Origin of the sequence: Pseudomonas sp. ERMR1:02 (assembly GCF_002277815.1) — a bacterium.
GTDB lineage: Bacteria > Pseudomonadota > Gammaproteobacteria > Pseudomonadales > Pseudomonadaceae > Aquipseudomonas.
Genome location: NZ_NKJI01000002.1, coordinates 265,435 through 291,161, shown reverse-complemented (window position 1 = coordinate 291,161; position 25,727 = coordinate 265,435). Strand labels below are relative to the sequence as shown.

The 25,727-nt window shown below is 61.6% G+C and carries 12 protein-coding genes and 7 pseudogenes; 1 reads left to right on the top strand and 18 read right to left on the bottom strand.

The features are described from left to right. Nucleotides 1–158: 158 nt before the first annotated feature. The 18 genes and pseudogenes from CES87_RS04945 to CES87_RS04855 all read right to left on the bottom strand — a co-directional run bounded on the left by CES87_RS04945 (nucleotide 159) and on the right by CES87_RS04855 (nucleotide 23,307). Nucleotides 159–881 (bottom strand): NAD(P)H-dependent oxidoreductase, encoded by a 723-nt coding sequence (locus CES87_RS04945; RefSeq protein WP_128605199.1) that lies wholly within the window; start codon nucleotides 879–881, stop codon nucleotides 159–161. A gap of 9 nt (nucleotides 882–890) precedes the next feature. Beyond that, nucleotides 891–2,537 (bottom strand): ABC transporter ATP-binding protein, encoded by a 1,647-nt coding sequence (locus CES87_RS04940; RefSeq protein ID WP_128605198.1) that lies wholly within the window; start codon nucleotides 2,535–2,537, stop codon nucleotides 891–893. Nucleotides 2,538–2,539: 2 nt separating this feature from the next. Continuing rightward, nucleotides 2,540–3,346 carry an ABC transporter permease gene (locus CES87_RS04935; RefSeq protein WP_128605197.1) on the bottom strand — a complete coding sequence of 269 codons (807 nt, stop codon included), beginning with the start codon at nucleotides 3,344–3,346 and terminating at the stop codon, nucleotides 2,540–2,542. 23 nt (nucleotides 3,347–3,369) lie between these two features. Continuing rightward, complete coding sequence (locus CES87_RS04930; RefSeq protein ID WP_128605196.1) at nucleotides 3,370–4,329, bottom strand: ABC transporter permease; 960 nt, start codon at nucleotides 4,327–4,329, stop codon at nucleotides 3,370–3,372. Between the two features lie 159 nt (nucleotides 4,330–4,488). Beyond that, complete coding sequence (locus CES87_RS04925; RefSeq protein WP_128605195.1) at nucleotides 4,489–6,090, bottom strand: ABC transporter substrate-binding protein; 1,602 nt, start codon at nucleotides 6,088–6,090, stop codon at nucleotides 4,489–4,491. Nucleotides 6,091–6,187: 97 nt separating this feature from the next. After that, a pseudogene (locus CES87_RS04920) lies at nucleotides 6,188–7,602 on the bottom strand (aldehyde dehydrogenase family protein). After that, a complete protein-coding gene (locus CES87_RS04915) occupies nucleotides 7,595–8,785 on the bottom strand; it encodes a pyridoxal phosphate-dependent aminotransferase (RefSeq protein ID WP_128605194.1) in 1,191 nt (396 codons plus the stop codon). The pseudogene CES87_RS04920 and the gene CES87_RS04915 overlap by 8 nt, the downstream one beginning before the upstream one ends. 30 nt (nucleotides 8,786–8,815) lie before the next feature. Further along, the gene (locus CES87_RS04910) at nucleotides 8,816–10,423 is read right to left on the bottom strand and encodes a 5-guanidino-2-oxopentanoate decarboxylase (protein WP_128605193.1); all 1,608 of its coding nucleotides are present in this window, start codon (nucleotides 10,421–10,423) and stop codon (nucleotides 8,816–8,818) included. A gap of 10 nt (nucleotides 10,424–10,433) precedes the next feature. Continuing rightward, nucleotides 10,434–12,533, bottom strand: coding sequence for an acetate--CoA ligase family protein (locus tag CES87_RS04905; protein WP_128605192.1), 2,100 nt, complete (start codon nucleotides 12,531–12,533; stop codon nucleotides 10,434–10,436). An 18-nt stretch (nucleotides 12,534–12,551) separates the two neighbouring features. Then, nucleotides 12,552–13,711: pseudogene (locus CES87_RS04900) on the bottom strand (acyl-CoA dehydrogenase family protein). Nucleotides 13,712–13,797: 86 nt separating this feature from the next. Beyond that, nucleotides 13,798–14,588, bottom strand: a pseudogene (locus CES87_RS04895) (enoyl-CoA hydratase/isomerase family protein). Nucleotides 14,589–15,019: 431 nt separating this feature from the next. Continuing rightward, a pseudogene (locus tag CES87_RS04890) lies at nucleotides 15,020–16,430 on the bottom strand (amino acid permease). 221 nt (nucleotides 16,431–16,651) lie between these two features. Further along, nucleotides 16,652–18,911: pseudogene (locus CES87_RS04885) on the bottom strand (ATP-binding protein). Further along, nucleotides 18,908–19,660 carry a substrate-binding periplasmic protein gene (locus tag CES87_RS04880; RefSeq protein WP_371858180.1) on the bottom strand — a complete coding sequence of 251 codons (753 nt, stop codon included), beginning with the start codon at nucleotides 19,658–19,660 and terminating at the stop codon, nucleotides 18,908–18,910. The pseudogene CES87_RS04885 and the gene CES87_RS04880 overlap by 4 nt, the downstream one beginning before the upstream one ends. A 26-nt stretch (nucleotides 19,661–19,686) precedes the next feature. Further along, a complete protein-coding gene (locus CES87_RS04875; protein ID WP_128605190.1) occupies nucleotides 19,687–20,403 on the bottom strand; it encodes a response regulator in 717 nt (238 codons plus the stop codon). 92 nt (nucleotides 20,404–20,495) lie between these two features. Beyond that, a pseudogene (locus CES87_RS04870) lies at nucleotides 20,496–21,172 on the bottom strand (TetR family transcriptional regulator C-terminal domain-containing protein). A 224-nt stretch (nucleotides 21,173–21,396) separates the two neighbouring features. Then, nucleotides 21,397–22,181, bottom strand: a pseudogene (locus tag CES87_RS04860) (class II aldolase/adducin family protein). A 76-nt stretch (nucleotides 22,182–22,257) separates the two neighbouring features. Continuing rightward, nucleotides 22,258–23,307 (bottom strand): ABC transporter substrate-binding protein, encoded by a 1,050-nt coding sequence (locus tag CES87_RS04855; RefSeq protein ID WP_128605189.1) that lies wholly within the window; start codon nucleotides 23,305–23,307, stop codon nucleotides 22,258–22,260. Between the two features lie 332 nt (nucleotides 23,308–23,639). Here CES87_RS04855 and CES87_RS04850 point away from each other — a divergent pair, with 332 nt between their 5' ends. Further along, nucleotides 23,640–25,601 carry an FAD-dependent oxidoreductase gene (locus tag CES87_RS04850; protein WP_128605188.1) on the top strand — a complete coding sequence of 654 codons (1,962 nt, stop codon included), beginning with the start codon at nucleotides 23,640–23,642 and terminating at the stop codon, nucleotides 25,599–25,601. Nucleotides 25,602–25,727 lie beyond the last annotated feature (126 nt).

Genomic DNA, 25,727 nt, shown 5'->3' with positions numbered 1-25,727 from the left:
TCGGATTGGATGGGGCTGTGCTCCCACTTTGGGTAGGGCATTGATCCCCTGTAGGAGCGAGGCTTGCCCGCGAAAGCGGTGAGTCAGTCAACATGATTTTTGCCTGATATGCCGTCTTCGCGGGCAAGCCTCGCTCCTACAGAGGGTTGTGGTGTTAATCAGGCATTGGCGGTCGCCGGTTTCTGTAGTGGATAGAGCTGTTCATCGAACTGCGACAGCTTGGGAAACACCAGCGGTTGCTCGTCGCTCAGGTGTTGCAGGCGCTGGGTGTAATCAACCAGGAATTGCTGCCGCGCCTCGTCGCTGATGTACGGCACATGCCAGGCAACGAAAGGCTCCAGCACATCAAACCCGACGTACGCCAGGGTGCCGCGCAGGATCGGCCGCAGCATCTCCTGCAATGGACCGTGGATCGCGTCGTCACCGAACATGTGCTCACGCCCGCCCAGAGTCACGGTCACCAGCGCCTTCTTGCCACTCAGGCCGCCCTGATCGTAGAAGCGCTTGCCGCCGTAGCAGATACCCGACACCAGCACCCGGTCGATCCAGCCCTTGAGCATGGCCGGGGTGGAGAACCAGAAGATCGGGAAGTTGAGGATCAGCAGGTCGGCCCACAGCAGTTTGTCCAGTTCACTCTGGATATCCGCCGCCAGCGACTGGCTTTTCACGCCCAGGCGTTGCTCAAGCGCATACACCAGATACTCGGGATTTTCCCGCGACGAGAAGTCGTCGGCGCTGGCCACCGGATTCCAGTTCATCTTGTACAGGTCGCTGACCTGCACTTCATGGCCCTGCGCTTGAAGGGTAGCGACAGCCTGGTCACGCAGGGCCGCGGTGAAGGATTGTGGCTCGGGATGAGCGTGGACGATCAGTACTTTCATGGTGATTCCTTAGACTTTTTCCAGCGTATTGGATGAATTTTTGTTTGCGCGGCTGGCCAGCAAGCGATCGAGCCAGTCCGGGTCCATTTGCGGTTCGGAGGAAAACAGCAGGCCGGTGTAGTCCTGATGTGGCGGAGTAAATATTGCACTACGCGAACCGTGGTCCACCACCCTGCCCCGTTGCATCACCAGCACCTCATCGGCAATCGCCCGCACGGTGGCGACGTCGTGGGTGATGAACAGATAGGCGACGCCCAGTTGTTGCTGAATGCGGTTGAGCAATTTGAGCACGCCTTCAGCCACCAGTTGATCGAGGGCCGAGGTGACTTCGTCGCAGATGATCAGTTGCGGATCGGCCGCCAGCGCCCGGGCGATGCAGATCCGCTGTTTCTGCCCGCCGGACAGTTCACGGGGCTGACGCTCCATGAAAGTCGCCGGGTCCAGTTCGATCATTTCCAGCAACTCGGCCACCCGCGCACGCATGGCTTTGCCCTTGAGGCCCAGATAGAAGGTCAGTGGCCGGCCGATGATGTCGACGATGCGCTGGCGTGGATTGAGCGCCGTATCCGGGATCTGGTAGATCATCTGGACGCGTCGCAATTGCTCCTTGCTGCGCTGGCGGAAGTCCGCCGGCAATGGCTCGCCGTCATACAGCACCTGCCCGGCAGTCGGTGCCAGCAGACCCGTGATCAAGCGTGCGGTGGAGCTTTTGCCGCTGCCGGACTCGCCGATCACCGCCAGTGTCTGGCCCTTGTGCAGTTTCAATGAAACGTCGTGCAGCACCGGTTGATGACCGTAGCTTGCGGAACAGGCGCGCAGTTCCAGCAGCGGATTTTCTTGCTGCGGGCAGGCCTTGGGTTCGGTACGGAAACTGCGCACCGCCCACAACGACTTGGTGTACTCCTCTTGCGGGTCACCAAGCATCTTGCGGGTCTCGGCCTCTTCGACCAGTTTGCCGTGACGCAGCACCATGATCCGGTCGGCCATCTGCGCCACCACCGCCAGGTCGTGGCTGATGTAGATCGCCGCGCTGCCGTAGGTTTTCACGGCATCGCGAATCGCCGCCAGCACTTCGATCTGGGTGGTGACGTCCAGCGCGGTGGTCGGTTCGTCGAAGACAATCAGGTCCGGATGGCAAGCCATGGCCATCGCGGTCATGACTCGCTGTAACTGGCCGCCGGAGACTTGATGCGGATAACGCTGGCCGATCTGCTCGGGGTTGGGCAGGCGCAGCACCCGGTATAGCTCCACCGCCTCGCTCATGGCCTGGGCCCGGCTCATGCCGCCGTTTTTCACCGCGGTTTCTACGTGCTGGTCGATCAACCGATGGGCCGGGTTGAACGAGGCCGCCGCACTTTGCGCGACGTAGGCAATGCGCAAGCCACGCAACTTGCGCAGGGCTTCGGGCTTGGCCTTGAGCAGGTCGATACCGTCGAAGTGCACCGAACCGCCAGTGATCCGGCAGCCATCGCGGGTGTAGCCCATGGCCGACAGCCCAAGGGTTGACTTGCCCGCCCCTGATTCACCGATCAGCCCCAGCACTTCGCCCCGTTGCAGCGTCAGGTCGATACCCTTGATCAGCGGATGCCAGGCGTCTTCGTAATGGCCTTCAATGTGCAGATCGCGGATTTCCAGCAAAGGTTTGGAAGTCGTCATGTTCAGCATTCCTTCAGGCCGCTGGATTTGTGCAGCATCCAGTCGACGACAAAATTGACGCTGACCGTGATCAACGCCACGGCCAATGCGGGCAGCAACGGGCTGACGTCGCCAAAAGTGATCAGTACGGCGTTGTCGCGCACCATGCTGCCCCAGTCGGCGGTGGGCGGTTGAATGCCCAGGCCGAGGAACGACAGCGCACTGATGAACAGGAACACAAAGCAGAAACGCAGGCCGAATTCGGCAATCAACGGTGCTGCTGCGTTGGGCAGCACTTCGCGGGTCACCAGCCACCACAGGCCTTCACCGCGCAGGCGCGCGGCTTCGACGAAGTCCTGCACCACCACGTTCATCGCCACCGCTCTTGAAAGGCGGAACACCCGGGTCGCATCCAGCAGCGCGATCACCAGCACCAGGGACGTCGCGGTGGTGCCGACCACGCTGAGAATCAGCAAGGCGAAGATCAGTTGCGGAATCGCCATCAGGATGTCCACCACCCGTGACAACCCCTGATCGACCCAACCACCCTTGATCGCCGCGATCAAGCCGCCGAGGCCACCGAGCAGGAACGCCAGCACTGTGGTCAGGAACGCAATGCCCAAGGTATTGCGCGCGCCATAGACCAGACGACTGAACATGTCGCGGCCCAGGTTATCGGTGCCCAACAGGAACTGCCCGCCCCAGGGCGCGAAGCCCTCGCCCACTACCTGGGTTTCGCCGAACGGCGCCAATACCGGCGCAAACAATGCCACCAGGATGTACAGCACGATCACCAGCAGCCCGAATTTGGCGCTCAGCGGCGCTCGCAATGTTTGTTTAAAAGGCTCATGGCTTACCCCTTCGGATGCATCAGGCGTGGATTGCTGGCAATCGACAGCACATCGGCGCTGGTATTGAGCAGGATGTAGGTCGCGGCGAAGATCAGGCTGCAGGCCTGCACCACCGGGATATCGCGCTTGGCCACCGAGTCCACCAGTAACTGGCCGAGGCCCGGATAGACAAACACCACTTCGACCACCACCACGCCGACCACCAGGTACGCCAGGTTCAATGCCACCACGTTGACGATCGGCGCCAGCGCGTTGGGCAGGGCATGGCGGAAGATGATCCGTGACTGGCTGATGCCCTTGAGCCGGGCCATTTCGATATACGGGCTGGCCAGCAGGTTGATCAGCGAGGCGCGGGTCATGCGCATCATCTGCGCGATCACCACCAGGCTCAGGGTCGCCACCGGCAGCACCGAACGCTCCAGTACCTCGCCAAACGAAGCGTTTGACGACAGGTTAGAAAGGCTCGGGAACCAATTGAGTTTCACCGCGAACACCAGGATCAGGATGTAGGCGACGAAAAACTCGGGAAACGACACCGCGCTCAGGGCCGAGGTATTGAGCAAGCGATCGAACCAGCTGTTGCGATACAACGCAGCGAGCATCCCCAGCAGTAGTGCAAGCGGCACCGACACCAACGCCGCGAGCAGCGCCAGGCTGAAGGTGTTGCCTAGACGTGCGCCGACCAGTTCGGCGATGGGCCGCTGGTTGGCCAGCGACACGCCGAGGTCACCTTGCAACAGGTGCCAGATCCAGTGTCCGAAACGCGTAAGCGGCGGCATATCCAAACCCAGTTGCGTACGAAACGCCGCCACGGTTTCCGGGGTAGCGGACTGGCCGAGCATGGCCTGGGCGATATCGCCCGGGAGCATGCCGACCGCGAGAAAAATGATCACTGACACCGCAAACAGCGATAACAGCCCCAATGCCAAACGCTGAAGTAGCAACTTAAAAATACTATTCACCGCGCAATTCCTTACGAAGACCACAGTTTCCAACTGTAGGAGCGAGCCTGCTCGCGATGGGCGCCAACGATGACGCGGGTTGTCTGAATGCCCGCATTGCCTTGGCGTTTTTCGCGAGCATGCTCGCTCCTACAGTGGTTCTTCATCGTTGACGAATGCTTACGCCTGCCACCAGCGTTCGATCACGCGCAGCCCGTCCAGCTCGCCATATGGCGCGGTCTGGCCGCCGTGCGCGACGCGATTGGAACGCGCCGCCACGGAGCTGGCGAACAACGGCACGATCGCCCCGCCCTCATCCCGGCACAGCGCCTGCATTTCGTTGTACATCTCGCGGCGCAGCGGATCGTTCATCTCGCCGCGGGCGGCGTTGAGCAGTTGGTTGAAGCGCGGGTTGTCCCAGTGGGTTTCGTTCCACGCCGCGCCCTTGGCGTAACCGATGCTGAACATGCGGTCGGCGGTCAGGCTGCTGTACCAGAACGAGGTGGTGAACGGCTGTTTCATCCACACGTTGGTGAAGAAACCGTCGGCCGGTTCGCGCACCACGTCGATGTCGATCCCGGCCGCCTTGGCCTGCTCCTTGAACAGCACCGAGGCGTCGACCGCACCGGTGTACGCCGCGTCGGAGGCTTGCAGGCGCACCTTGAGCGAGTCCAGGCCGGCCTGTTTGAGGTGAAAGCGCGCCTTGTCCGGATCGTAGGTGCGCTGCTCCAGGGCAGAGTTGATGAAGCGGCTGCCGGGCTGGATCGGGTGATCGTTGCCCACCAGGCCATAGCCGTACAGCACCGACGCCAGCAGGGTTTCGCGGTTGATCGCGTACTTCATGGCCAGGCGCACGTCATTGTTCAGGAACACTTGGCTGTCGGTGAGCATTGGGAAGGTGTAGTGCTGGGCGCCTTTGGTTTCTTCGATGACCAGATTCGGATTGCGCTTGAGCAGGGCCACGGTTTTCAGGTCGACCTTGTTGATCACGTCCACTTGCCCGGTGACCAGCGCGTTGATTCGCGCGGCGCCATCGGCGATTGCAATCAACTCGGCGCTGGCGAAGTGCGCACGGCCCGGCTTCCAGTAATCCGGGCTGCGTTCCAGCGTCATGCGCACCCCCGGCTCGAAGTCCTTGAGACGGTAGCCGCCGGTGCCGACGCCGGCCTGCCAATCCGCCACCCCGTCCTTGCCCGGCATGATCACCAGGTGATAATCGGCGGCCACGTAAGCGAAATCGGCGTTGCCCGAATGCAGTTCGAACACCACGCTGTCGGTGCCATTGGCGCTGACCTTGGCCACATCGCCCAACACCGTCTTGGCTGCCGAGGTGGATTTTTCGCCGAGGTGATGCTGAATCGAGGCGACCACGTCATCGGCGGTCAGGGTCTTGCCGTTGTGGAAGGTCACGCCCTGGCGCAGTTTGAAGGTCCAGATGCGCGCGTCCGGGGTCGAGGTCCAGCTTTCGGCCAGTTCGGGAATCGCCGAGCCGTCGACGGCAATTTCGGTCAGGGTGTTATAGACCGCCGAGAAGCCGACAAAGGTGAAGGTATCGACCCAGGAGCCTGGGTCTTTGGAGTCGGTGGTGCTGCCCCCCGCCAGGCCCAGACGCAGGACGCCACCGGGCTTGGGCGTGGCTTGTGCAGCGAAGGCGCCAAACGGCAGGCCCATGGAGAGCGCCCCGCCCACCGCAGCTGCCGCCGCGCTGTACTTAAGGAAGTCTCTACGCGGGAGACTGAATTCATGGTTCGCTTGAGTAATCTTGTTGTTGTTATCGCTCATTGCATTGCCCCTGATAAAAGCTAATGAAATACCCGCTCAAAACCACGCAAGGCACCGGGCCATGGCCCGGTGCGTAAATCGTTCAAATGGCCAACGGTCAAACCTGAATCGCCTTCACTTCGACGAACTCGTTGAGCCCTCTTCCCCCCACTCACGTCCATTACCCGATTGTTTGTAGCCACCGAACGGCGCCTGATAGTTGAACGCCGCACCATTGAGAAAACACTGGCCCGCGCGCAGTTGCCGGCCCAGTTGCAAGGCCCGCTCGGTGCTGCCGGCCCACACGCCGCTGGACAGGCCGAACGGCGAGTCGTTGGCGATCTGGATGGCCTGCGTCTCGTCGGCATAAGGGATCAGGCACAACACCGGGCCGAAGATTTCTTCCTGAGCGATGCGCATGCTGTTGTCGACATCGGCAAACAGCGTCGGGCTGACGTAGTAGCCACGCTCGAAGTCCGCCGTCGAATCGCCGCCGCACAGCAGGCGTGCGCCCTCTTCCTGGCCGACCTTGATGTAATCGAGCACGGTGCGACGTTGCCCGGCGGAACACATCGGGCCGAGGAAGCTTTGTGGGTCAAGCGGATCGCCCATGCGTAGGCTCAGGGTTTCCTGCAGCGCAATTTCAACCGCTTCGGCATAACGGCTGGCAGGCAGCAGCATGCGTGTCAGCGCGGTGCAGGTTTGCCCGGAGTTGATCATCACGTCCTGCACGCCGTAGCGCACGGCGGCATCCAGATCGGCGTCTGCAGCAATCAGCAACGCCGACTTGCCACCCAATTCCAGGCACACGCGTTTCACCGACGGCGCCGCTGCCTGAGCGACACGCACGCCAGCGCCGGTGGAACCGGTGAACGACACCATGTCCACGTCCGGATGCTTGGCCAGCGCTTCGCCGACCTTCGAACCCGGCCCGCTGATCAGGTTGAACACCCCGGCCGGTAGGCCGATATCTTCGATCATCTGTGCCAGCAAAAACGCGTGCAGTGGGGTTTCCTGACTCGGTTTGACCACCACCGTGCATCCAGCGGCCAGTGCCGGAGCGAGCTTTCCGATCAACTGGTGCAGTGGGTAATTCCACGGATTGATGAACGCACAGACGCCCACCGCCTCGCGGATCACCAGCGAGTTGCCCACTTCGCGCACTTCATCCATCAAACCGGCGAGTTCGACGTACTGCTCAAGGCCTGCGATCGGCCCGTCGACCTGTACCGAACGACTCCACTGCACCGGCATGCCCAGTTCAGTGGTGATCACCGCCGCCATTTCATCGGCGCGGGCGCGCAGTTGTTCGGCCAGCGCTTTGATATAACCGGCGCGAATGCTGGACGGCGTGCGCGACCACGGGCCAAAGGCCTTGCGTGCTGCCGCTACGGCGTTGTCGACATCGCGTTCATCGCCCAGCGGTACGCTGCCGGCGACTTCCTCGGTCGCCGGGTTGATCACCTCGGCGATGCCCTGGTCTGACGGGGTTTGCCAGCGGCCATCAATAAATAGTGACTTGTGATTAAGCATGTACTTGAGCCTCCATCAGTTCCTCGGCGCAACGGGCAATGCGCTGGCAGGCATCACGCAACGGGTCGGCCCCCACCACCAGCCCGAGGCGGATATGTCCGGCCGCGCTCGGACCGAAGGCTTCACCGGCCAGCACCGAGACGCCATGGCGATCGAGCAAGCGATCAGCAAACGCCTGGGCGCTGAGTCCGGTTTCGCGGATATCGACCATCACGAACATCCCGCCATCGGGTTTCAAGGCACGCACGCCGGGGCAATCGGCGAGGCTTTCGCAGACCAGATCGCGGCGTTGGCGATAGGCTTCGCGCATGGCGTCCAGTTCCGGCAAATTGCTTTCCAATGCCACAACGGCAGCGTCCTGAATGAAATCCGGCGAGCCGTAGAGCATGCACAGCGCGAGGTTTTCCAGGTGCGCGGCCAACGAGGGCGGCGCCACCACCCAGCCGACGCGCCAACCGGTCATGGCGTGGGATTTCGACAGGCTGTTCAGGGTCGCGGTGCGTTCGGCCATGCCCGGCAAACTCGCCGGGCTGACGTGTTCGCCTTCAAACAGCAGCTCGCTGTAAACCTCATCGGAAATCAGCCACAGGTCATGGGCGATGCACAGTTCGGCCAAGGCACTCCAGGTGCTGCGCGGCAGACTCGCCCCTGATGGGTTGTGCGGGCTGTTCAGCGCCAGGGCGCGGGTACGCGGGGTAATGCGCGCGGCGACGTCTTCCGGCAGTACGCGGAAACCGTTCTCCGAACGCACCGGCACCGGCACCACCACGGCGCCGCAGGCACCGAACACCGCTTCGTAGGTGACGTACATCGGTTCGGCGACGATCACTTCATCACCCGGATTGAGTACGCACTGGGCCACGCTGAACAGCGCGCACTGAGCGCCGGCCAGCACCGTCACTTCGTCCGCCGTCACCTGCTGACCGCTGCGTTGCCGGTGGCGTTTGGCGATGGCTTCACGCAAGGCACGCTTGCCGCGCACCTCGGCGTAGTGAGTGTTGCCGGACAACAGACTGTCGATGGCGCCTTGCACGATAGGCTGCGGCGTGTCGAAATCCGGATCGCCCACCGACAACAGCAGGATGTCTTTGCCCTGCTCCATCATGGCCAGTGCGCGGTAATGAATATCCCAGGCGGCAGCGCCGTCACCGGCGATACGTTGAGTCAGATCGGAAAAGCGCATTGGCCTATCCCCTCAATACAAAAGTGAAAATCAGTGTGCACAGGCATGCTTGAGTTCGATCAGGGTCACGCCGTTGCGCTTGAAGCCGTGGCGCAGGTCGGTTTGCAACTCGGCCAGGCTTTGCGGCTGGCTCACAGTGCAACCGAAAGCGCGAGCAAGGGCTGCGAAGTCCGGGTTGCGCGGCAGCACGCCGATCGGCTCGATGTCCAACCCGATCATGTCGTCGCGAATCTGCCCCAGGGCATCGTTGTTCCACAGCAACACCACCAGCGGGCTGTCCAGTTCCTCGACCGCCGTCGCCAGTTCCTGCGCGGTGTAGAGGAAACCGCCATCACCCACCAGCACCAGGCCCGGACGTTGCGGCGCGCCGAACTTGGCGCCGATTCCGGCGGGCAAGCCGTAGCCCAAGGTGCCGTAGCCGGTCGGGTGCAACCAGCTGCGTGGTGCCAGTGAGTTGAAGGCGTAGTTGCCGGTGTAGGCCAACTGGGTCATGTCGGTGCTGATGAAAGCGTCGGCCGGCAGTTCGGCGGCGATGCGTTGCAGAATCGCCTGATGGATCGACTGCAACGGGCCGTGACCGGCCTGTATCGCTTCGCGTAGCGCTGCGACTTTGGCAATGGCGACGCCGGCATCACGCACATCCGGCGACAGACGCTCCAGCAAGGCTGCCAGCGTTTGCTGCGCGTCACCTTGCAACGCCACGGCGCACGGATAGAAGTCGTTGAACTTGCGCGGATCGAGGTCCACCCGCAGCAGTTCGGCATTGAGCGGCAGGCGTTCGCGCCAGAAATCGGTGTCGGCCATTTCCGTGCCGACTGCCAGTACCACGTCCGCCTCGGCGATCAGGTTCCAGCCCGGCTCGACGCACAGGGTCGAACCTGCATTGAGCGGCGCTTGCGGTGGTAGCAGGCCTTTGCCGGCGACACTGGTAAACAGCGGCGCGCCCAGGCGGGTGCTGAGTTCTTGCAACTGCGATGCAGCATTCAATGCACCGCCACCGGCGATGATCATCGGTCGTTTCGCGCCTTGCAGCTTGGCCACTGCTTCGTCCAACACAGTGGCGGCCGGCGTGCCGCGACCCGGACGACGCACAACCTCGTTGCTCCAGTCGCGGGCAATCGGTGCCGATAGCACGTCCAGCGGCACCGAAATGTGCACGGGGCGCGGACGCTCGCTGTCGAACACCGCATAGGCACGGGCGATCAGTTCCGGCAGGTCTTCGGCGGTCAGGGCCACCGCCGAGAACGCGGTGATCGGTGCGGTCATCGCGCGCTGATCCTGGCACTCGTGCAGGATGCCCCAGCCCTTGCCGAGGCTGGCAGTGTGGTTAACGCTGGAGATCACCAGCATCGGAATCGAATCGGCGTAGGCCTGGCCGATGCCAGTGGCGGCGTTAGTCACGCCGGGGCCGGTGATGACGAAGCACACGCCGGGTTTGCCGCTGACTCGCGCATAGCCGTCGGCCATGAAACTGGCGCCCTGCTCATGGCGGGTCAGCACGTGGCGAATGCCGCTGCCGGGCAAACCGCGATACAGCTCCAGGGTGTGTACGCCGGGAATGCCGAACACGGTGTCGACGCCGTAGTTGGCCAGCAGACGCACCAGCGCCTGGCCACCGGTCAAGGTTTTGTTTTGCATGTTCAGGTCCTCACGCATGAGCGATGCGAATCAACGCATCGACCGCAGTCGTGCCATCGGCACCGACCAACAATGGGTTCACATCGAGTTCGAGCAATTGCCCCGAGTTCTCGCAGGCGTAATCAGCGACGGCGCGGATCGCTGCCACCAGCGAATCCAGATCCGCTGCTTCACGGCCACGAAAGCCTTGCAACAACGCTGCACTGCGCAGGCTGAGCAAGGCCTGGCGAATTGCGCCGTCGGTGGTCGGCAGCAACAGGCTGCGACTGTCCTTGAGCAACTCCACCAGAATCCCGCCGGCGCCAATCACCAATGCCAGGCCAAAATCGTTTTCGCGCTTGATGCCGACGATCAGCTCGGCCAGTGGCGGCTTGGCCATTGGCTCCAGCAACAGCTGATCGAAAGGCACGCCCGGTGCGTACGCTTTGATGCTGGCGTGCATCTTTTCCAGCGCAGCGTTCAACGCATCAGCGTCCTTGAGATTCAGTACCACGGCACCGGCTTCAGTCTTGTGTGGCAACTGCGCGCTAACGGCCTTGAGTACCAGCGGATAGCCCAACGCTTCGGCGTCCTTCAGCGCTTTGTCCGGCGCACTCAACACACCGTTGGGCGTCGGCAGGCCAAACACACGCAAGGCTTGCTTGGAATCCCATTCATTGAGCAACTGCCCTTCGCCTTCCAGCGCCTGCGGGCAGAGCGGCACCAGTGCCGATTCGCCGAGGGCCAGCAACGCCTGACGATTGCGCTGGTAGCCAGCGATACGGCCCCACGCGGCCAGACCGTCTTCGACACCCTGCAATGCCGCCACGCCTTGCGCATGCAAACGCTCGCGGGCATGGGCCGGCAACAGTTCAGGGAAGGCCGAGGTGACAAAGCCGGTCTTGCCGTGACGCACCAACGCCTTGCAGTACAAGTCCAGCAGCAGGTCGCATTCCTTGCGCTCGCCGGTGAACTCCGCCGGGTAGTCGAGCACCAGCATCGCCGCATCCGCTTCGGTACGCAGGGCACTGTCGAGCATGCGGTTCAACGCCTCGCCGTCGCCCCAGATCGCCGTGGTGAAGTCCAGTGGGTTGACCAGGTTGGCGTAGCTCGGCAGCACCTGGGCCAGCTCACTGACTTGTCCTTCGTCGAGTTTCGGCAGGCTCAGTTGATTGCGTTCGGCATAGTCGGCAATCAGCCCGGCGTCGCCACCGGAACAGGCCAGCGCAATCAGGCTGTCGCCCGCTGGCATGTTGCCGCAGGCCGCGGCTTTCAGGGTTTCGACAAAACTCACCGGACCACTGACGCGGATCACCCCGAGGCGCGCAAACAGTGCGTCGTACAGCGCATCGGAACCGGACAGCGAACTGGTGTGACTCAGGGCCAGTTCGGCGCCGATCTGCGACACGCCGGTTTTCAGCGCAATGATCGGAATGCCCTTCTCCAGTGCCTTGTGCGCGGCGCGGGCGAAACCCGGTACGTTTTTCAGGCCTTCCAGATGCAGGCCGATGGCGGTGACCCGTGGCTCATCGAGCAACACGTCCATCAGTTCGGCCACGCCCAATTGCGCCTGATTGCCGACCGAGGCCATGTAGGCTACCGGCAGCGAGCGGTCGCTCATGGACAGGTTGTAGGCGAAGTTGCCACTCTGGGTCAGCACCGCCACGCCCTTCTCCACTGCTTTGCCGCCGTGGGCCACCGGCCACAGCGCGGAACTGTGCAGGTAGTCGAGCAAGCCGTAGCAGTTGGGGCCGAGCAACGCCATGTCGCCAGCGGCTTCAAGCAACTGCTGTTGCAGGGCCTGGCCTTCGGCGCCGGTTTCGGCAAAACCCGAGGCGTAGCAGATCGCGCCGCCGGTACCGATGGCGGCCAGTTCGGCGACACAGGTCAGGGTCAAGTCACGGTTGGTCGCGATGAACACCGCGTCCGGCCCGCACGGCAAATCGGCAATGCTGCGCACACAGGGCACGCCTTCGAGGCTGTCGTGCTGCGGATTGACCAGCCACATTTGCCCTGGGTAGCCGCCATCGGCGCAGCGCTTGAGCGCACGAGCCATGCTGCGGCCACCGACGAACGCCACGTGGCGCGGCGCGAGCATGCGTTTGAGGTTGTCACGAATGGTTTGCGACATGGGAATTCTCCGGGGCGATCAGCGCAGCAACGGCCGCAGCAGTTCGCGGGAAATGATGTGGCGCTGGATTTCCGAAGTGCCTTCCCAGATCCGTTCGATCCGCGCGTTACGCCAGATGCGCTCCACCGGGCCTTCGTTCATCAGGCCCATGCCGCCAAAAATCTGCACCGCCTCATCGGCCGCGCGACCCAGCACTTCACTGGCGAACAGCTTGGCCATGCCGGCCTCGCCGTCGGTCATGGTGCCCTGGTCCATTTTCCAGGCGGTGTGCAGGGTCAGCAGTTCAGCGGCGCGGATTTGCGTGGCCATGTCCGCCAGCTTGAACGACACGCCTTGATAGGTACCGATCGGCTGGCCGAATTGCTTGCGATCCGCCGCCCATTGCAGCGACACGTCCAGTGCCCGTTGCGCCTGACCGACGCAGTTGGCCGCGACCATTACCCGGCCGGCAGTCAGCCAGGCGTTAGCCACTTCCCAGCCCTTGCCGACTTCGCCCAGCACCTTAGAGGCAGGCACGCGGCAGTCGTCGAAGAACATTTCGAAGGTGTGATAACCACGGTTGCTCACGCACTTCGGCCCACGGCGAATGGTCATGCCCGGGGTGTTGCGGTCGACCAGGAACGAGGTCACGGCGTTGCGTTGACGGCCGTTGTGTTCGTAGGTGTCGGTCACGGCGAAGACGATGGCGAAATCGGCGTGGCCGGCGTGGCTGATGAAGTGCTTGCTGCCGTTGAGGACGAAGTCGTCACCGTCACGCACGGCGCGGGTCTTGATTGCGTTGGCATCGGAACCGGCGCCCGGCTCGGTCAGGGCGAAGCAGTCGATTTTCTCGCCCTGGATGGAAGGCAACAGGTAGTCGTTGATCTGCTCGCCCTTGCAGGCCATGAGGATCTTCGATGGCCGCGCAACGAACACGTGCAGTGCCCAGGAGACCTTGGACAGCTCACGCTCGATCAGCGCCTGGACAGGTAATCCAGACCGCCACCGCCCACCTCTTCCGGCATGTTGAAGGCGTAGAAACCGGCGGCAATGGCCTTGCCGCGAATCTGCGCTGCCAGCTCCGGGGACACTTCGTCGGCGGCATCGACTTCATCTTCATAAGGCAGCAATTCCTTGGTGACGAAACTGCGTACCGCGTCCACCAACATTTCTTGTTCTTGGGTCAATTGGAAATTCATGGTGCTACCTGTTGTTCGTTTACAAATAATGATTGGCGAAGCTGAAGGTGATCGCTGGCAAGCCAGCTCCTACAGGTCGGCTCGGTTTATCGACCGATGAAGCGTGGCGGGCGTTTTTCCATGGCGGCGCGCAGGGCTTCGCTGCCGTCTTCGCTGCGGCCGCACAACAGGCCGGCGGCCAGTTCCGCTTGCAGTTGCTGAGGCAGGCTGCGGTCGGCGCCTTCGCGCATGAGTTTTTGGTCTGGGCGAAGGCAAAGGTCGGCCCGGCTGCCAGGCGTGTGGCGAGTTCGCTGGCGACGGTTTGCAGTTGATCGTCGGCGCAGACATCGCTGACCAGACCGGCGTTGAGGGCACGGTCGGCGCCCCACAATTCGTCGAGGAACAACAGGCGCTTGGCCTGCTCGGCGCCGATCAGCCGTGGCAAGTGCCAACTGGCGCCGGCGTCCGGCGAGTAGGCCATGCTGGTGTAGCCGGCCTTGAACCGCGCCGATTGCCCGGCGATACGCAGGTCGCAGCACAGGGTCAGGTCCATCCCCGCGCCGACGGCGGTGCCGTTGATGGCGGCGATGGTCGGTTTTTCCAGGCTGTACAAGCGGGTCATCAGGGCATGGGCGGTTTCGGTCCAGCCGTAGCTCTCCAGCGCGCCACGGGCTTCGGCGGCAGCCCATTCGTCAAGGTCGGCGCCGGCACAGAAACTACGCCCGCTGCCGGTCAGCACCACTACACGGACCGCAGGATCGGCGTTGTAAGTGTCGAGCAAGGCGTGCAGATTTTTCAGCGTCGGAATGTCCAGCGCATTGCGCTGAGCGGTGCGATTGAGGGTGATCCAGGCAACGCCTGCTTCGACCTGACTGAGCAGAGAATCATGAGTAGTCATGCGAGTCCTCGAATTATTGTGATTGGTCTGAGGTGATGCGACTTGAGGCCATACTAAACGAGTGTTCAGTAAGGCGGCAATTGGTGATGAAATAGGCTGTAACAGAGTGAAATCGTCGTTATGTTGTTGGTTTTAAAGGATTTTTAATTGCGCGGGGTTTATTTCCAGATAACTCTGTTACAACTTCGAACAACTGCCCTCCCTGTAGGAGCGAGCACGCTCGCGATGGTCGTCAACGAAAACGCGGGCTGCCTGAATCCCCGTGGCGCCCGAACCTCCATCGCGAGCAGGCTCGCTCCTACAGAACGGCGAAAACAACTGTGGGAGCGGGCTTGCTCGCGAAAGCGGAGTGTCAGTCACCAACAGGGTTGACTGACAGGTCCTCTTCGCGAGCAAGCCCGCTCCCACAGGGTTTGCGCTTTTATAGGGAATTACGCGCTCGGCAGGCTCGGCGCCAACACCGCCTCACGCTTGCGATGGAACAGGAAGTACGCGCCATAGCACAGGGCAATAAAACCAAAGCCCCAATACAGCGACGGCCGCTGGGTTTCATCCAGTGCCAGGAATACGAACAACGAGCAGCACAGGGTGATGCACATCAGCGGCAGCACCGGAAACCACGGGGCGCGGTATTTCAGGTCGCTGAGTTTGCCGCCATCGCGCAGGTAGGCTTTGCGGAATTTGTATTGCGCCAGGGCGATGACAATCCAGGTCACGCTGCCGGACATGCCGCTCACCGCCATCAGCACCATGAACAGCGTGTCCGCCGCAACGAAACTGGTCAGCAGCGACACCAGGGCAAAGCACAAGGTGATGCTCAAGGCACGCAATGGCACGCCACGGTTGCTCAACACCGACAGGCTTTTCGGCGCCATGCCGGTTTTCGACATTGCCCAGAGGATGCGGGTCGAGGCGTACAGGCCGGAGTTGCCCACCGACAGAATCGCCGTGAGGATCACAAAGTTCATCAGATCAGCGGCAAACGGAATGCCAACCATGTCGAACACCTGCACGAACGGACTTTCCATCAGCCCTGCCTGCTGCCACGGCACGATGGCCGAGAGCACGATAATCGCCAGCACATAGAAGATCAGCACGCGGAAGACCACGTTGCGCACCGCACGCGGGATGCTTTTTTCCGGCTGGTCGGTTTCGCCGGCGGCCACACCCATGATCTCGCAGCCCTGGAAGGCGTAGACCACGGTCATCATCACCGCGAACACCGCCGACATGCCGTTGGGAACAGCGAATCGCCGATCAAATTGCTCATCATCGGCGCGGGTGCGCCACTGGTCAGCGGTATCGCGCCGAAGATCACCAGTACACCGACGACGATGAAACCGAGAATTGCCGCGACCTTGATCCCGGAGAACCAGTACTCAGCCTCACCAAAGGCGCGGGTTGCCATGGCGTTGATACCGAACAGCACCACCACGAACAGCGCCGACCAGTACCAGATCGGTATCGCCGGGAACCAGCGGGTCATCAGCATCCCTGCAGCGGTGAATTCCAGGCCGACGGTAGTGGCCCAGCTCATCCAGTACACCCAGCCGATCATGAACCCGGTGGCCGGGCCGATGAATTTGGTGGCGTGGGTCTGGAACGAACCGGACACCGGCATCTGCACCGACAGTTCGCCCAGGCAGACCATCACCAGGTACATCAGGAAACCGGCCACCAGATAGGCCAGAATCGCCCCCACCGGGCCGCCCTGGTTGATGGTCACACCGGAGCCCATGAACAGCCCGGTGCCGATCACGCCACCCAGGACAGCATGAAAATGTGCCGGCTTTTCAGGGCACGGGTCAGTTGGATGCCTTTGCGATCAGTGTTTTCGTTCATGTCGTCCCCTCAGTAGTCAGTGAGGGGAGCGGCGCACGACAGGCTGTCATGGCGCGGGGAAGGATCAGCTTTACGGCAATTCATTATTATTATCTCCAATAAGCTTCGAAGACCGCGCTGTGGCGGTTGCGTCGATTATTGGAAAGCCATGTAAGTTCGCGTTGAACGTAAAGATCGAAGTTGTACAAAGTCGTAACAAATTTGTTCGTCAGCCTTGTACATCAGCGCTGCAACAGATCTTCCAGGATTTGCAGCGCCCGTTGTATTTGCGCTTGAACGCTCGGCGCCAGTTCACGGATCGCCGGTTCGTCGGTGTCCAGCGCCGCTGTTTCCAGCCTTTGCAATACCGACGCCAATCCACGAAACCCCAGTGAATCGCTACTGCCGGCCAGGCGGTGCGCCAGTTGCGCAACCTCCGTGCAATCGTCAGCCTCGATCGCTTCGTCCAGTGCTTCACGGTGCTGAAGGATCGAGTGGCGCAACACCGCCAGCAGGCCCTGGACCTTTTGCTCACCCAGCAAGGTGCGATGGGTTTGCAGCAACGGCCAGTCCATCGTCCCGCCATCCACCAAGGGTTCCTTCACCGTTGCCCGTCCCGCCAGCACTTGCCGCAGGCTTTCCAGCTTCAGCGGTTTGGCCAGAATGCCATCCATACCGGCGTCCAGATAACCGCGGACCAGTGCCGGTTGTACGCTGGCGGTCAGGGCGAAAATGCGGGTCTGGCGATTCGGTCCGTCGGTGTTGCGGATCTGTTTGCACAACTCGACGCCGCTCATCCCCGGTAGATGCACATCCAGCAAAATCAGATCGAAAGTCCGCGCTGCGCACTGCACCAACGCCTGTTCAGCATCGATGGCCAGCCAAACCTGATGCCCGTCCCGTTGCAGCAGGCCCTCGGCCACTTCGCGGTTGAGCGCCACGTCCTCGACCACCAGAATGTCCAGCGCCGGGCCCGCCCCTGGAACCGGCGCTACGTCGATGACATCGCTGGCCGGCTGCAAGGTCAGTTCGAACCAGAAACAACTGCCGCGCCCGACTTCGCTGCTGACGCCAATGCAGCCACCCATGTGCTCCACCAGATGTTTGCAGATCGCCAGCCCAACCCGGTGCCGCCAAACGTTGCGCCACTTCTTCGCTGGCCTGGGTGAAACGCTCGAAAATCTTCGCCTGCATCGCCGGGGCAATACCGATGCCGTTGTCGGTGACACTCACCCGCAGATGCTGCCCGCACTGCCCTTCAGGCTCAGTGAGTAACGCCACCTCTACGCTGACTTCGCCGCCTTCGGTGAACTTGATCGCATTGGCCAGAAGGTTGCTAAGCACCTGCCGCAAGAATTGCTCGGCGCCATGATGATGTTCGGCCACGCGCTGATCGACCCGGCAATGCAGGAGCGTGTCGTTGTTCAGCGCCTTGGGTTCCAGCAGGGTCAGTACTTCATCCAGCAATTGGCGAATCGAGAAGTTCACCGGCTCGGGCAGGCTCGCGCCCTCCTCCAGTTTGGCGAAATACAGCACTTCATTGAGGATGCTCAGCAAGCCCTCACCGGCCTTGTGCAAGGCATCCAGACGTTTGCTGTCCTGCTGATCCAGGCTGGCACCGCGCAGCAATTCGGCCATGCCGAGAATGCCGTTGAGCGGCGTGCGCAATTCGTGACTCATGGTCGCCAGAAACCGTGACTTGGCCTGGTTGGCCGCTTCGGCTTCGTCCTTGGCGCGCATCAGGCTCGCTGTGCGCCGCTCGACCCTGCGCAGCAATTCATCGCGATTGTCCTGCAAGGCCAGGCGATCGGTTTCCCGGCGGTCGATGTCACTGAGGATCGCCCGACGCATGTCATCCAGAGCGTGGGCCACGGTGTCGATTTCGTCTTCCTGCGCGCTGCGCCGCTTGTCCAGACGCAGCGGCTCGTGCCATTGGCCGGCGGCAATGCGCCGGGCGAATTCGGCCATGACTTGCAGGTGGCGGGTGACCAATCGATAAAACAGACCAGAAAGCGCCACCGCCAAACCGCAAAGAAACGCGCCCATCCACAGCAGGTTGGTCAACCCGGAGGCGTACAGACGCTGATACACCGCACCCAGATCGGTGCTGACCTCCAGTTCACCGAGCTGGCGCAAAGGGCCGGATGGTGGTTGGTAGTCCAGGGCAAAACGCTCGATGCGCAGCGGTCCGACCGGGTCGCGATTGCCTTGCAGCAAGTCATAGTCCGGACTGGTCAGGTGCACTCGCGCCACGTCGGAAAAATCCACCAGACCGCGCAATTGCACGTTCAACTGTTCCTGGTTCAGATCCCAAAGGCTGCGCTCCAGGCTCGCCAGATAGCCGGCACGGATCAGCTCCATGCGCGAGTCGATCTCACGCATTTCCCGGCGGTACTCGATATACAGCTGCACGCTGCTGGCCAGCACGGTGAAGCACAGACTGAATAACAGAATGAACAGCAGCAGGCGCCGCAACAGTCCACCGGGGCGTGCGCGAATCATTGTGCGTCGGCCGGCAGGTTGATCATGTCGCGATAGGTGACTTCGCTTTCATTGAGCAGGCGCTCGATATCGCCGGCATCGACCATGCGTTGCAATTGCGCGTCGATCTGCGGCATGCGTTTGGCCAGCGGCGAACGACGCGAAACCGCCAAGCGCAAATAATCCACGCTCAGGGCCTTGGGCAAGGCGACGATGTCTTGCGCGCCGGGCAGGTTTTCCACGTACAGCTGACCGGTACGACGTTCCTGGGTGATGAAGTCGATGCGCCCGCGAATGAGCTTGCCGAAATTCTGGCGACTGCCTGCGACCCATTCGATGTTGTTGTTTTGCGCAACCATGCGATCGAACTCCACGCCGTAGCTTTCACCGAACAGCAAACCGCCACGGTAGTTGGCCAGATCCTGCACCTGTTCGAACTTCACCGGGTGTTGGCGATTGATGAACAAAGCGACCTCTTCACGCAGCACCGGCACCGTGGAAAACAGCATGCTTTGTTCGCGCTGCGCGGTGCTGTAGGCCAGCACCACGTCGACCCGGCCTTCGGCGGCATCAAGCAGGCAGCGCTTCCAGTTGCCCAGCACCACGACCTCGACTTCGTAGCCCAATTCACCAAACAACTTTTTCACCACGCTAGGCGCCAAGCCACGGACCTGTTTGCCGTCACTCCAGGAAATCGGCGGGTACACCGGGTAATCGCAATAACGCACTTTTTCGGCCGACAGCGCATGGCCGGTCACCAGCGCGAGCATCAGCCAGAGCAGTCGCCTCACAACGTTCACGCTGCCAGGCTGGCCGTGAACAGGTAGCCGGCGCCGTGAATGGTGATGATCAGCTGCGGTTCGGCGGGGTCGTCATGCAACTTGCGGCGCAAGCGGCCCACCAGCACATCGATGGATCGGTCGTTGGGCACCCATTCGCGGTTGCGGATCTGGTCCATCAACTGATCCCGGCTCAGGGTGTGGCCGCTGTTGCGCAGGAACACGCTGAGCAACTGATATTCGCCATGGGTCAGCAGGGTTTCGCTGCCAGCCGGATCGATCAGGCGCCGGCGATCGGTGTCCAGCGCCCAATCGGCAAATTGTTTGACCGGTTTGGAGACAGGCACAACGGGCGGCGGAGATTGCGCATGCCGAACCCGGCGAATCAGGTTTTTCGCCCGGGACACCAGTTCCCGTGGATTGAGGGGTTTGATGACATAGTCATCGGCGCCGCATTCGAGGCCGACGATGCGGTCGATTTCGTCGTTGCGCCCGGTGATCAGGATGATCCCGACTTCCGAGCGCACCCGCAGTTCGCGGGTCAGGGTCAGGCCGTCCTTGCCGGGCAAGCGGATATCGAGCATGACCAGGTCCACTGTCTGGCTGGCCAGGAAGGTTTCGGCCAGTTCCGCCGTGGCGGCGCAATGAACGTCGTAGCCTTCCTGGGAAAGATAGGCATGCAACAGATCGCGAATCAGCGGATCGTCATCGACGATCAGTACCCGAGGAGTCATTGCTGGGTGTCCTGCACAGGCCCGAAGGCGTATTTCTTATTAGAGTGTTTTGTTGCATTAGTGCCAGAGAGTAGCCACTGCTGAACGGACGATCAACAGCTGCTCGTCTGCACGCAGCTTGTCTTTACGCAGCCTGTCGTTACGCAAAAGCGCTGGCGACCGCCGGCCTGCAAACCGTCGACCCAGGCCTCGCAAATCTGGATGCCCTGCTCCGGGGTGAAGGTGCCAGGGTTCAGACCCAACTCCAGCCACAGGCCATCGAGCAAGGCACTGAGGCTGATCGCTGCGAGATCGGCGTCGAAGTTTTCCCAGCCCTCTTCCTGCGCCAGTTCCATCAGCACCTTGCGCAAGATGCCGCGGTACTCGCCATAGGAATGATCGTGAGCCTGGTTGATCGCCTCGGCGGTTTTCACCGCGCCCCAGAACGCCAGCCAGGCGTCGATCAGTTGCGGATCGAGCAATTCGGCGGAGAACGAACCACGGAAAAACGCCGACAACCGCTCGCGGCATTGGGTGCCGCCTGTTCCATGGCGTCGCGCAATAGGGTCATGACCCGTCCGGTGATCGCCATGTAGGCCTCGGCCACCAGCTCGTCCTTGCCGGAATAGTGATGGCTGATCAGGCCTACAGACACACCCGCCTCGGCGGAAATCTTGCGGATCGAAGCGCCCTGAAAGCCATGACGCTTGAGGCACACCAGCGTCGCTTCGATCAGATTGGCCTTGCGCAACTCCGGTTCCATGCGGGAAAAACGGGCTTCCTGATTCATGGGCGACATGCTCCTGATTCAATCATTGAGGCTCGCGTAAAGCCTGCGAGCTGAACGACTGTACAGCAAGAGCGAATGTTGCGTACACCCCAGCTCCTGTAGGAGCGAAGCTTGCTCGCGAAGAGGCCGGCAGCTTCAACATCGCTGTTACCTATCACACCGCTTTCGCGGGCAAGCCTCGCTCCTACAGCGAAGGCGTCAGCCCATTCAACACAGGGTCCCGATCAATCCCGATACCCCGGCGCCACCCGATCCAGCAATCTAAACATCGCAGCCCATGCCAACTGCATCGCATCCGGATCGCTCAGCTCGCCGTCATCCAGTGGTCGGCCAGGATCATTGAACTGACGCTCGGTGTGTTCGCAGACCTCGGCTGGCGGCAATACCAACTCCCCGGCAGCCTGCGCCGCCAGCTGGATTTCGCAGGCTTTCTCCAGGTAATACATGCGAAAAAACGCCTGGCTCACGGTTTCGCCTACAGTCAGCAAACCATGGTTGCGTAGCATCAACACCGGTTTATCCCCAGATCCTGCACCAGTCGCTGCTGCTCGCTCATGTCCAGCGCCACGCCTTCGTAGTCGTGATAAGCAACGCGCCCGTAGAACTCCATGGAAATCTGATTGACCGGCAACAACCCGCACTTCAACGCGGCCACCGCGCATCCGGATTTGGTATGGGTATGCAGCACGCATTGCGCATCTTCACGGGCCCCGTGAATCGCGCTGTGAATCACAAAACCGGCAGGATTGACCGGATAAGGCGACGGTTCAACGGCCCGGCCATCCAGATCAATCTTCACCAGATTGGACGCCGTGATCTCATCGAACATCAGCCCGTAGGGGTTGATCAAAAAGTGATGCTCAGGCCCCGGCAAACGCACCGAGATGTGGGTGAAGATCAAATCGCTCATGCGGAAATGCGCAATCAGGCGATAACAGGCCGCCAGTTCTTCACGCAGGCGCTGCTCAGTAGCGCTACGCACAGTCAGGTGGGTGACGATCTCATTCATTGTTGTAGTTCTCTAGGTGGATCGGCTGGCAGACAGTACGGCTGGACGTGCGCAGACGTCCAGCCGCGTTCGATTATTATTTACTGGCCCAGGCGTTGAAGCGCTCTTCCAGCTCTTCGCCATGATCAACCCAGAAACCCACGTCCATCGACAGCGCGCCCTTGAGGTTCTGCGGCGCGGTCGGCACCCATTGCGCCAGTTTGTCGTCCAGTCGTGCGGCGGCCTCGGTGTTAGTGGGGCCGTAAGGAATCTGCTTCACGTAGTTGACCTGGGCATCCGGCTGATTGGCGAAGGCGATAAAGCGCTGGGCCTGATCGACATGTTTGGAGCCCTTGATGATCGCCCAGTAATCCATGCCATACAGGCTGCCGGGCCATACCAGCCCCAGATGACTGCCGTTTTGCGCCGCCGAAGCGATACGTCCGCTATAGGTCGAGGTCATCACCACGTCGCCGGCAGTCAGCCATTGCGGCGGTTGCGCGCCAGCCTCCCACCACTGGATGTACGGCTTGATTTGATCGAGTTTGGCAAACGCCCGGTCTACGCCTTTGGGCGTGTTGAGCACCTTGTACACGTCCTCGACTTTCACCCCGTCAGCCAGCAACGCGAATTCCAGGTTGTACACCGCGCGTTTGCGCAGTCCGCGTTTGCCGGGGGTTTTCTGTACGTCCCAGAAATCTGCCCATGAGGTCGGGGCCTGGGCCAGTTTTTCGGTGTCGTAGGCGATCGCCACGCTCCACACCAGGGCCGCCGAACCGCACTCCTGCGCCGCCTCGGGGATCAGCTGATCGGCGTGGCCGACGCGTTTCCAGTCCAGCCGCTCATACATGCCCTCTTCGCAACCGCGCATCAGGTCCGGGCCTTCGATCTGCACCACGTCCCAGTCGACGTTGCCGGTGTCGACCATGACTTTGATCCTGGCCATCTCGCCGTTGTACTCGCTCTGGATCACTTTGCTTTGATCCACCACGCTGAAAGGCTGGAAAAACGCCACGTCCTGGGCTTTTTGGCCGGCGCCGCCGTAACCGACCACCACCATGTCCGATGCGGCCTGAGCGCTGCCCAGGCCCATGGCCAGGGACAATGCCAAGGGATAAAAACCGTGCTTGAGCGTATTCGATTTCATCAATGGTTCCTCGTGCAGGTGCCATCGGGGGTGCACGCCCGTCTGGCCCTTTTTTATTGTTAGTGAGGCTTTTTGTTTATGGTGCGGCCCCAGGAGCGGGCTCGAAACAAAACTACTGCAAGCGATAGTAAAAAAACAAGTTGATTTTTTACTGCCGGTAAATTTCTATAGCGCAATAATAACTACGCCGAAAACCTGCTACCTCTGTAGGAGCGAGCTTGCTCGCGATGGACCTGAGGGCGACGCGTTTATCCAGACAACACGCGTTATCGTTAACGTCCATCGCGAACAAGCTCGCTCCTACAGGTCAGCCTGCCTGGAGTATCCGCACCATGTCGACGCCGACACCTGCCTTTGCGCACCTGTTCGAACCCTTGCAGATCCGTGGCAAGCGCCTGAAAAACCGTATCATGTCCAGCGGTCACGACACTTCAATGCCCACCGACAACATGGTGAACGAGCAACTGATCGCCTATCACAGGGCGCGTGCCGAAGGCGGTGCCGGGTTGATCGTGCTGCAAGTGGCCGGCGTGCATGACAGCGCGCGGTACACCTCCCATGTGCTGATGGCCACCGACGACGCCTGCATCGATGGCTACCGGCAAATCGCGCAAACCTGCCATGCCCACGGCACCGTGGTGCTGTCCCAGGTGTTCCATCCGGGGCGGGAAATCATGGAGTCCAGCGATGGCCTGCTGGCGGTGGCCTACTCCGCTTCGGCGGTGCCCAACGAGCGATTCCGGGTGATGCCACGCGCGCTGGATCAGGCGATGATCGACGAGATTGTCGCCGGTTATGCCGCTGCCGCCCGGCGCCTGCATCAGGCAGGAATTGACGGCGTCGAAGTGGTGGCCAGCCACGGCTATCTGCCGGCGCAATTCATCAACCCGCGTGTCAACCGCCGCACCGATGGTTACAACGGTGAATTGGAACAGCGCCTGCGTTTCCTGCGTGAAATCATTGCGGCCGTGCGTGCCAGTACCGACGAAGAGTTCATCATCGGCCTGCGCATTTCCGCCGACGAGCGTGACCCTGAAGGCCTGACCGAAGACGAATCCCTGGCGGCCGTGCAGTCGCTGCAGGCGCGACTGGATTACGTGCACATCGTTGCCGGGACCTCGGCGTCACTGGGTGGCGCGGTGCATATCGTGCCGCCGATGGCGATTGAAGCGGCGTATCTGGCCAAGGAGGGAGGGACGTTCAAGGCCAGCCTGAACATTCCATTGTTCGTCACCGGGCGTATCAACCAGCCCCAGGAGGCCGAGCTGATGATCGCCCGTGGTCAGGCCGATGTCTGCGGCATGACCCGGGCGCTGATCTGCGACCCGCAAATGCCCAACAAGACCGGCACCGGCCATGTCGAAGACGTGCGCGCGTGCATTGCCTGTAATCAGGCGTGCATCGGGCACTTCCACAAAGGACTGCCGATTTCCTGCATCCAGCATCCGGAAACCGGCCGTGAACTGATTTTTGGGCAACGACAGGCGGCGAAAACCCGCAAACGCATCATGATTGCCGGCGGCGGTCCTGCCGGCATGAAAGCCGCCGCCGTTGCCGCCCAACGCGGGCATGAGGTGACGCTGTATGAAGCCAGTTCGCAACTCGGCGGCCAGGTGCTACTCGCGCAGTTGCTGCCACGGCGCAGCGAGTTCGGCGGCGCCAGCACCAATCTGCAACGGGAAATGGAATTGGCCGGGGTGCGCGTGGTGCGCAACACCCGAGTCGACCGTGCGTTGGTGGAGCAGGAAAAACCGGACATGGTGATCGTGGCCACCGGCGCCGAACCGTATTGGCCGCACTTCGAGCGCGGCGGCGAATTGCAGGTGGTGGATGCCTGGCAGGTGCTGCGCGACGAGGTGCAGATCGGCCGTTCGGTGGTGGTGGTTGATTGGCGCTGCGACTGGATCGGCCCCGGCATCGCCGAGCGCCTGACCCGTGCCGGGCATCAGGTGCAACTGGCGGTCAACGGCACCCATTGCGGGGAAAACCTGCCGCTGTATGTGCGTGATCAACTGGCCGGCGAACTGCACAAACTTGGTATTCCCATCACCCCTTATGCACGGCTGTACGGCTGCGACGACAACACCGTCTACCTGCAACACACCGCCAGTGGCGAACCGATGCTGCTGGAAAACATCGATACGCTGGTGCTGTGCCAGGGGCATCAGCCGGTGGATACGCTGGGTGCCGAGTTGCAAGGGTTGGTGGAATACCGCCGTATCGGTGACTGCCTGGCCCCGCGAACCGCTGAAGAAGCGATTTATGAAGGCTTGAAAGTCGCGTGGGAGCTTTAAGGCTGTTTATACTCCGGGACCTTAATGGCTAACACCAACCCTGTAGGAGCGAGCTCTGCTCGCGATGAACCCCAGAACACCGCTGGGTGTCAGGCTTTCAGCGTTATCGTTAGCGACCATCGCTAG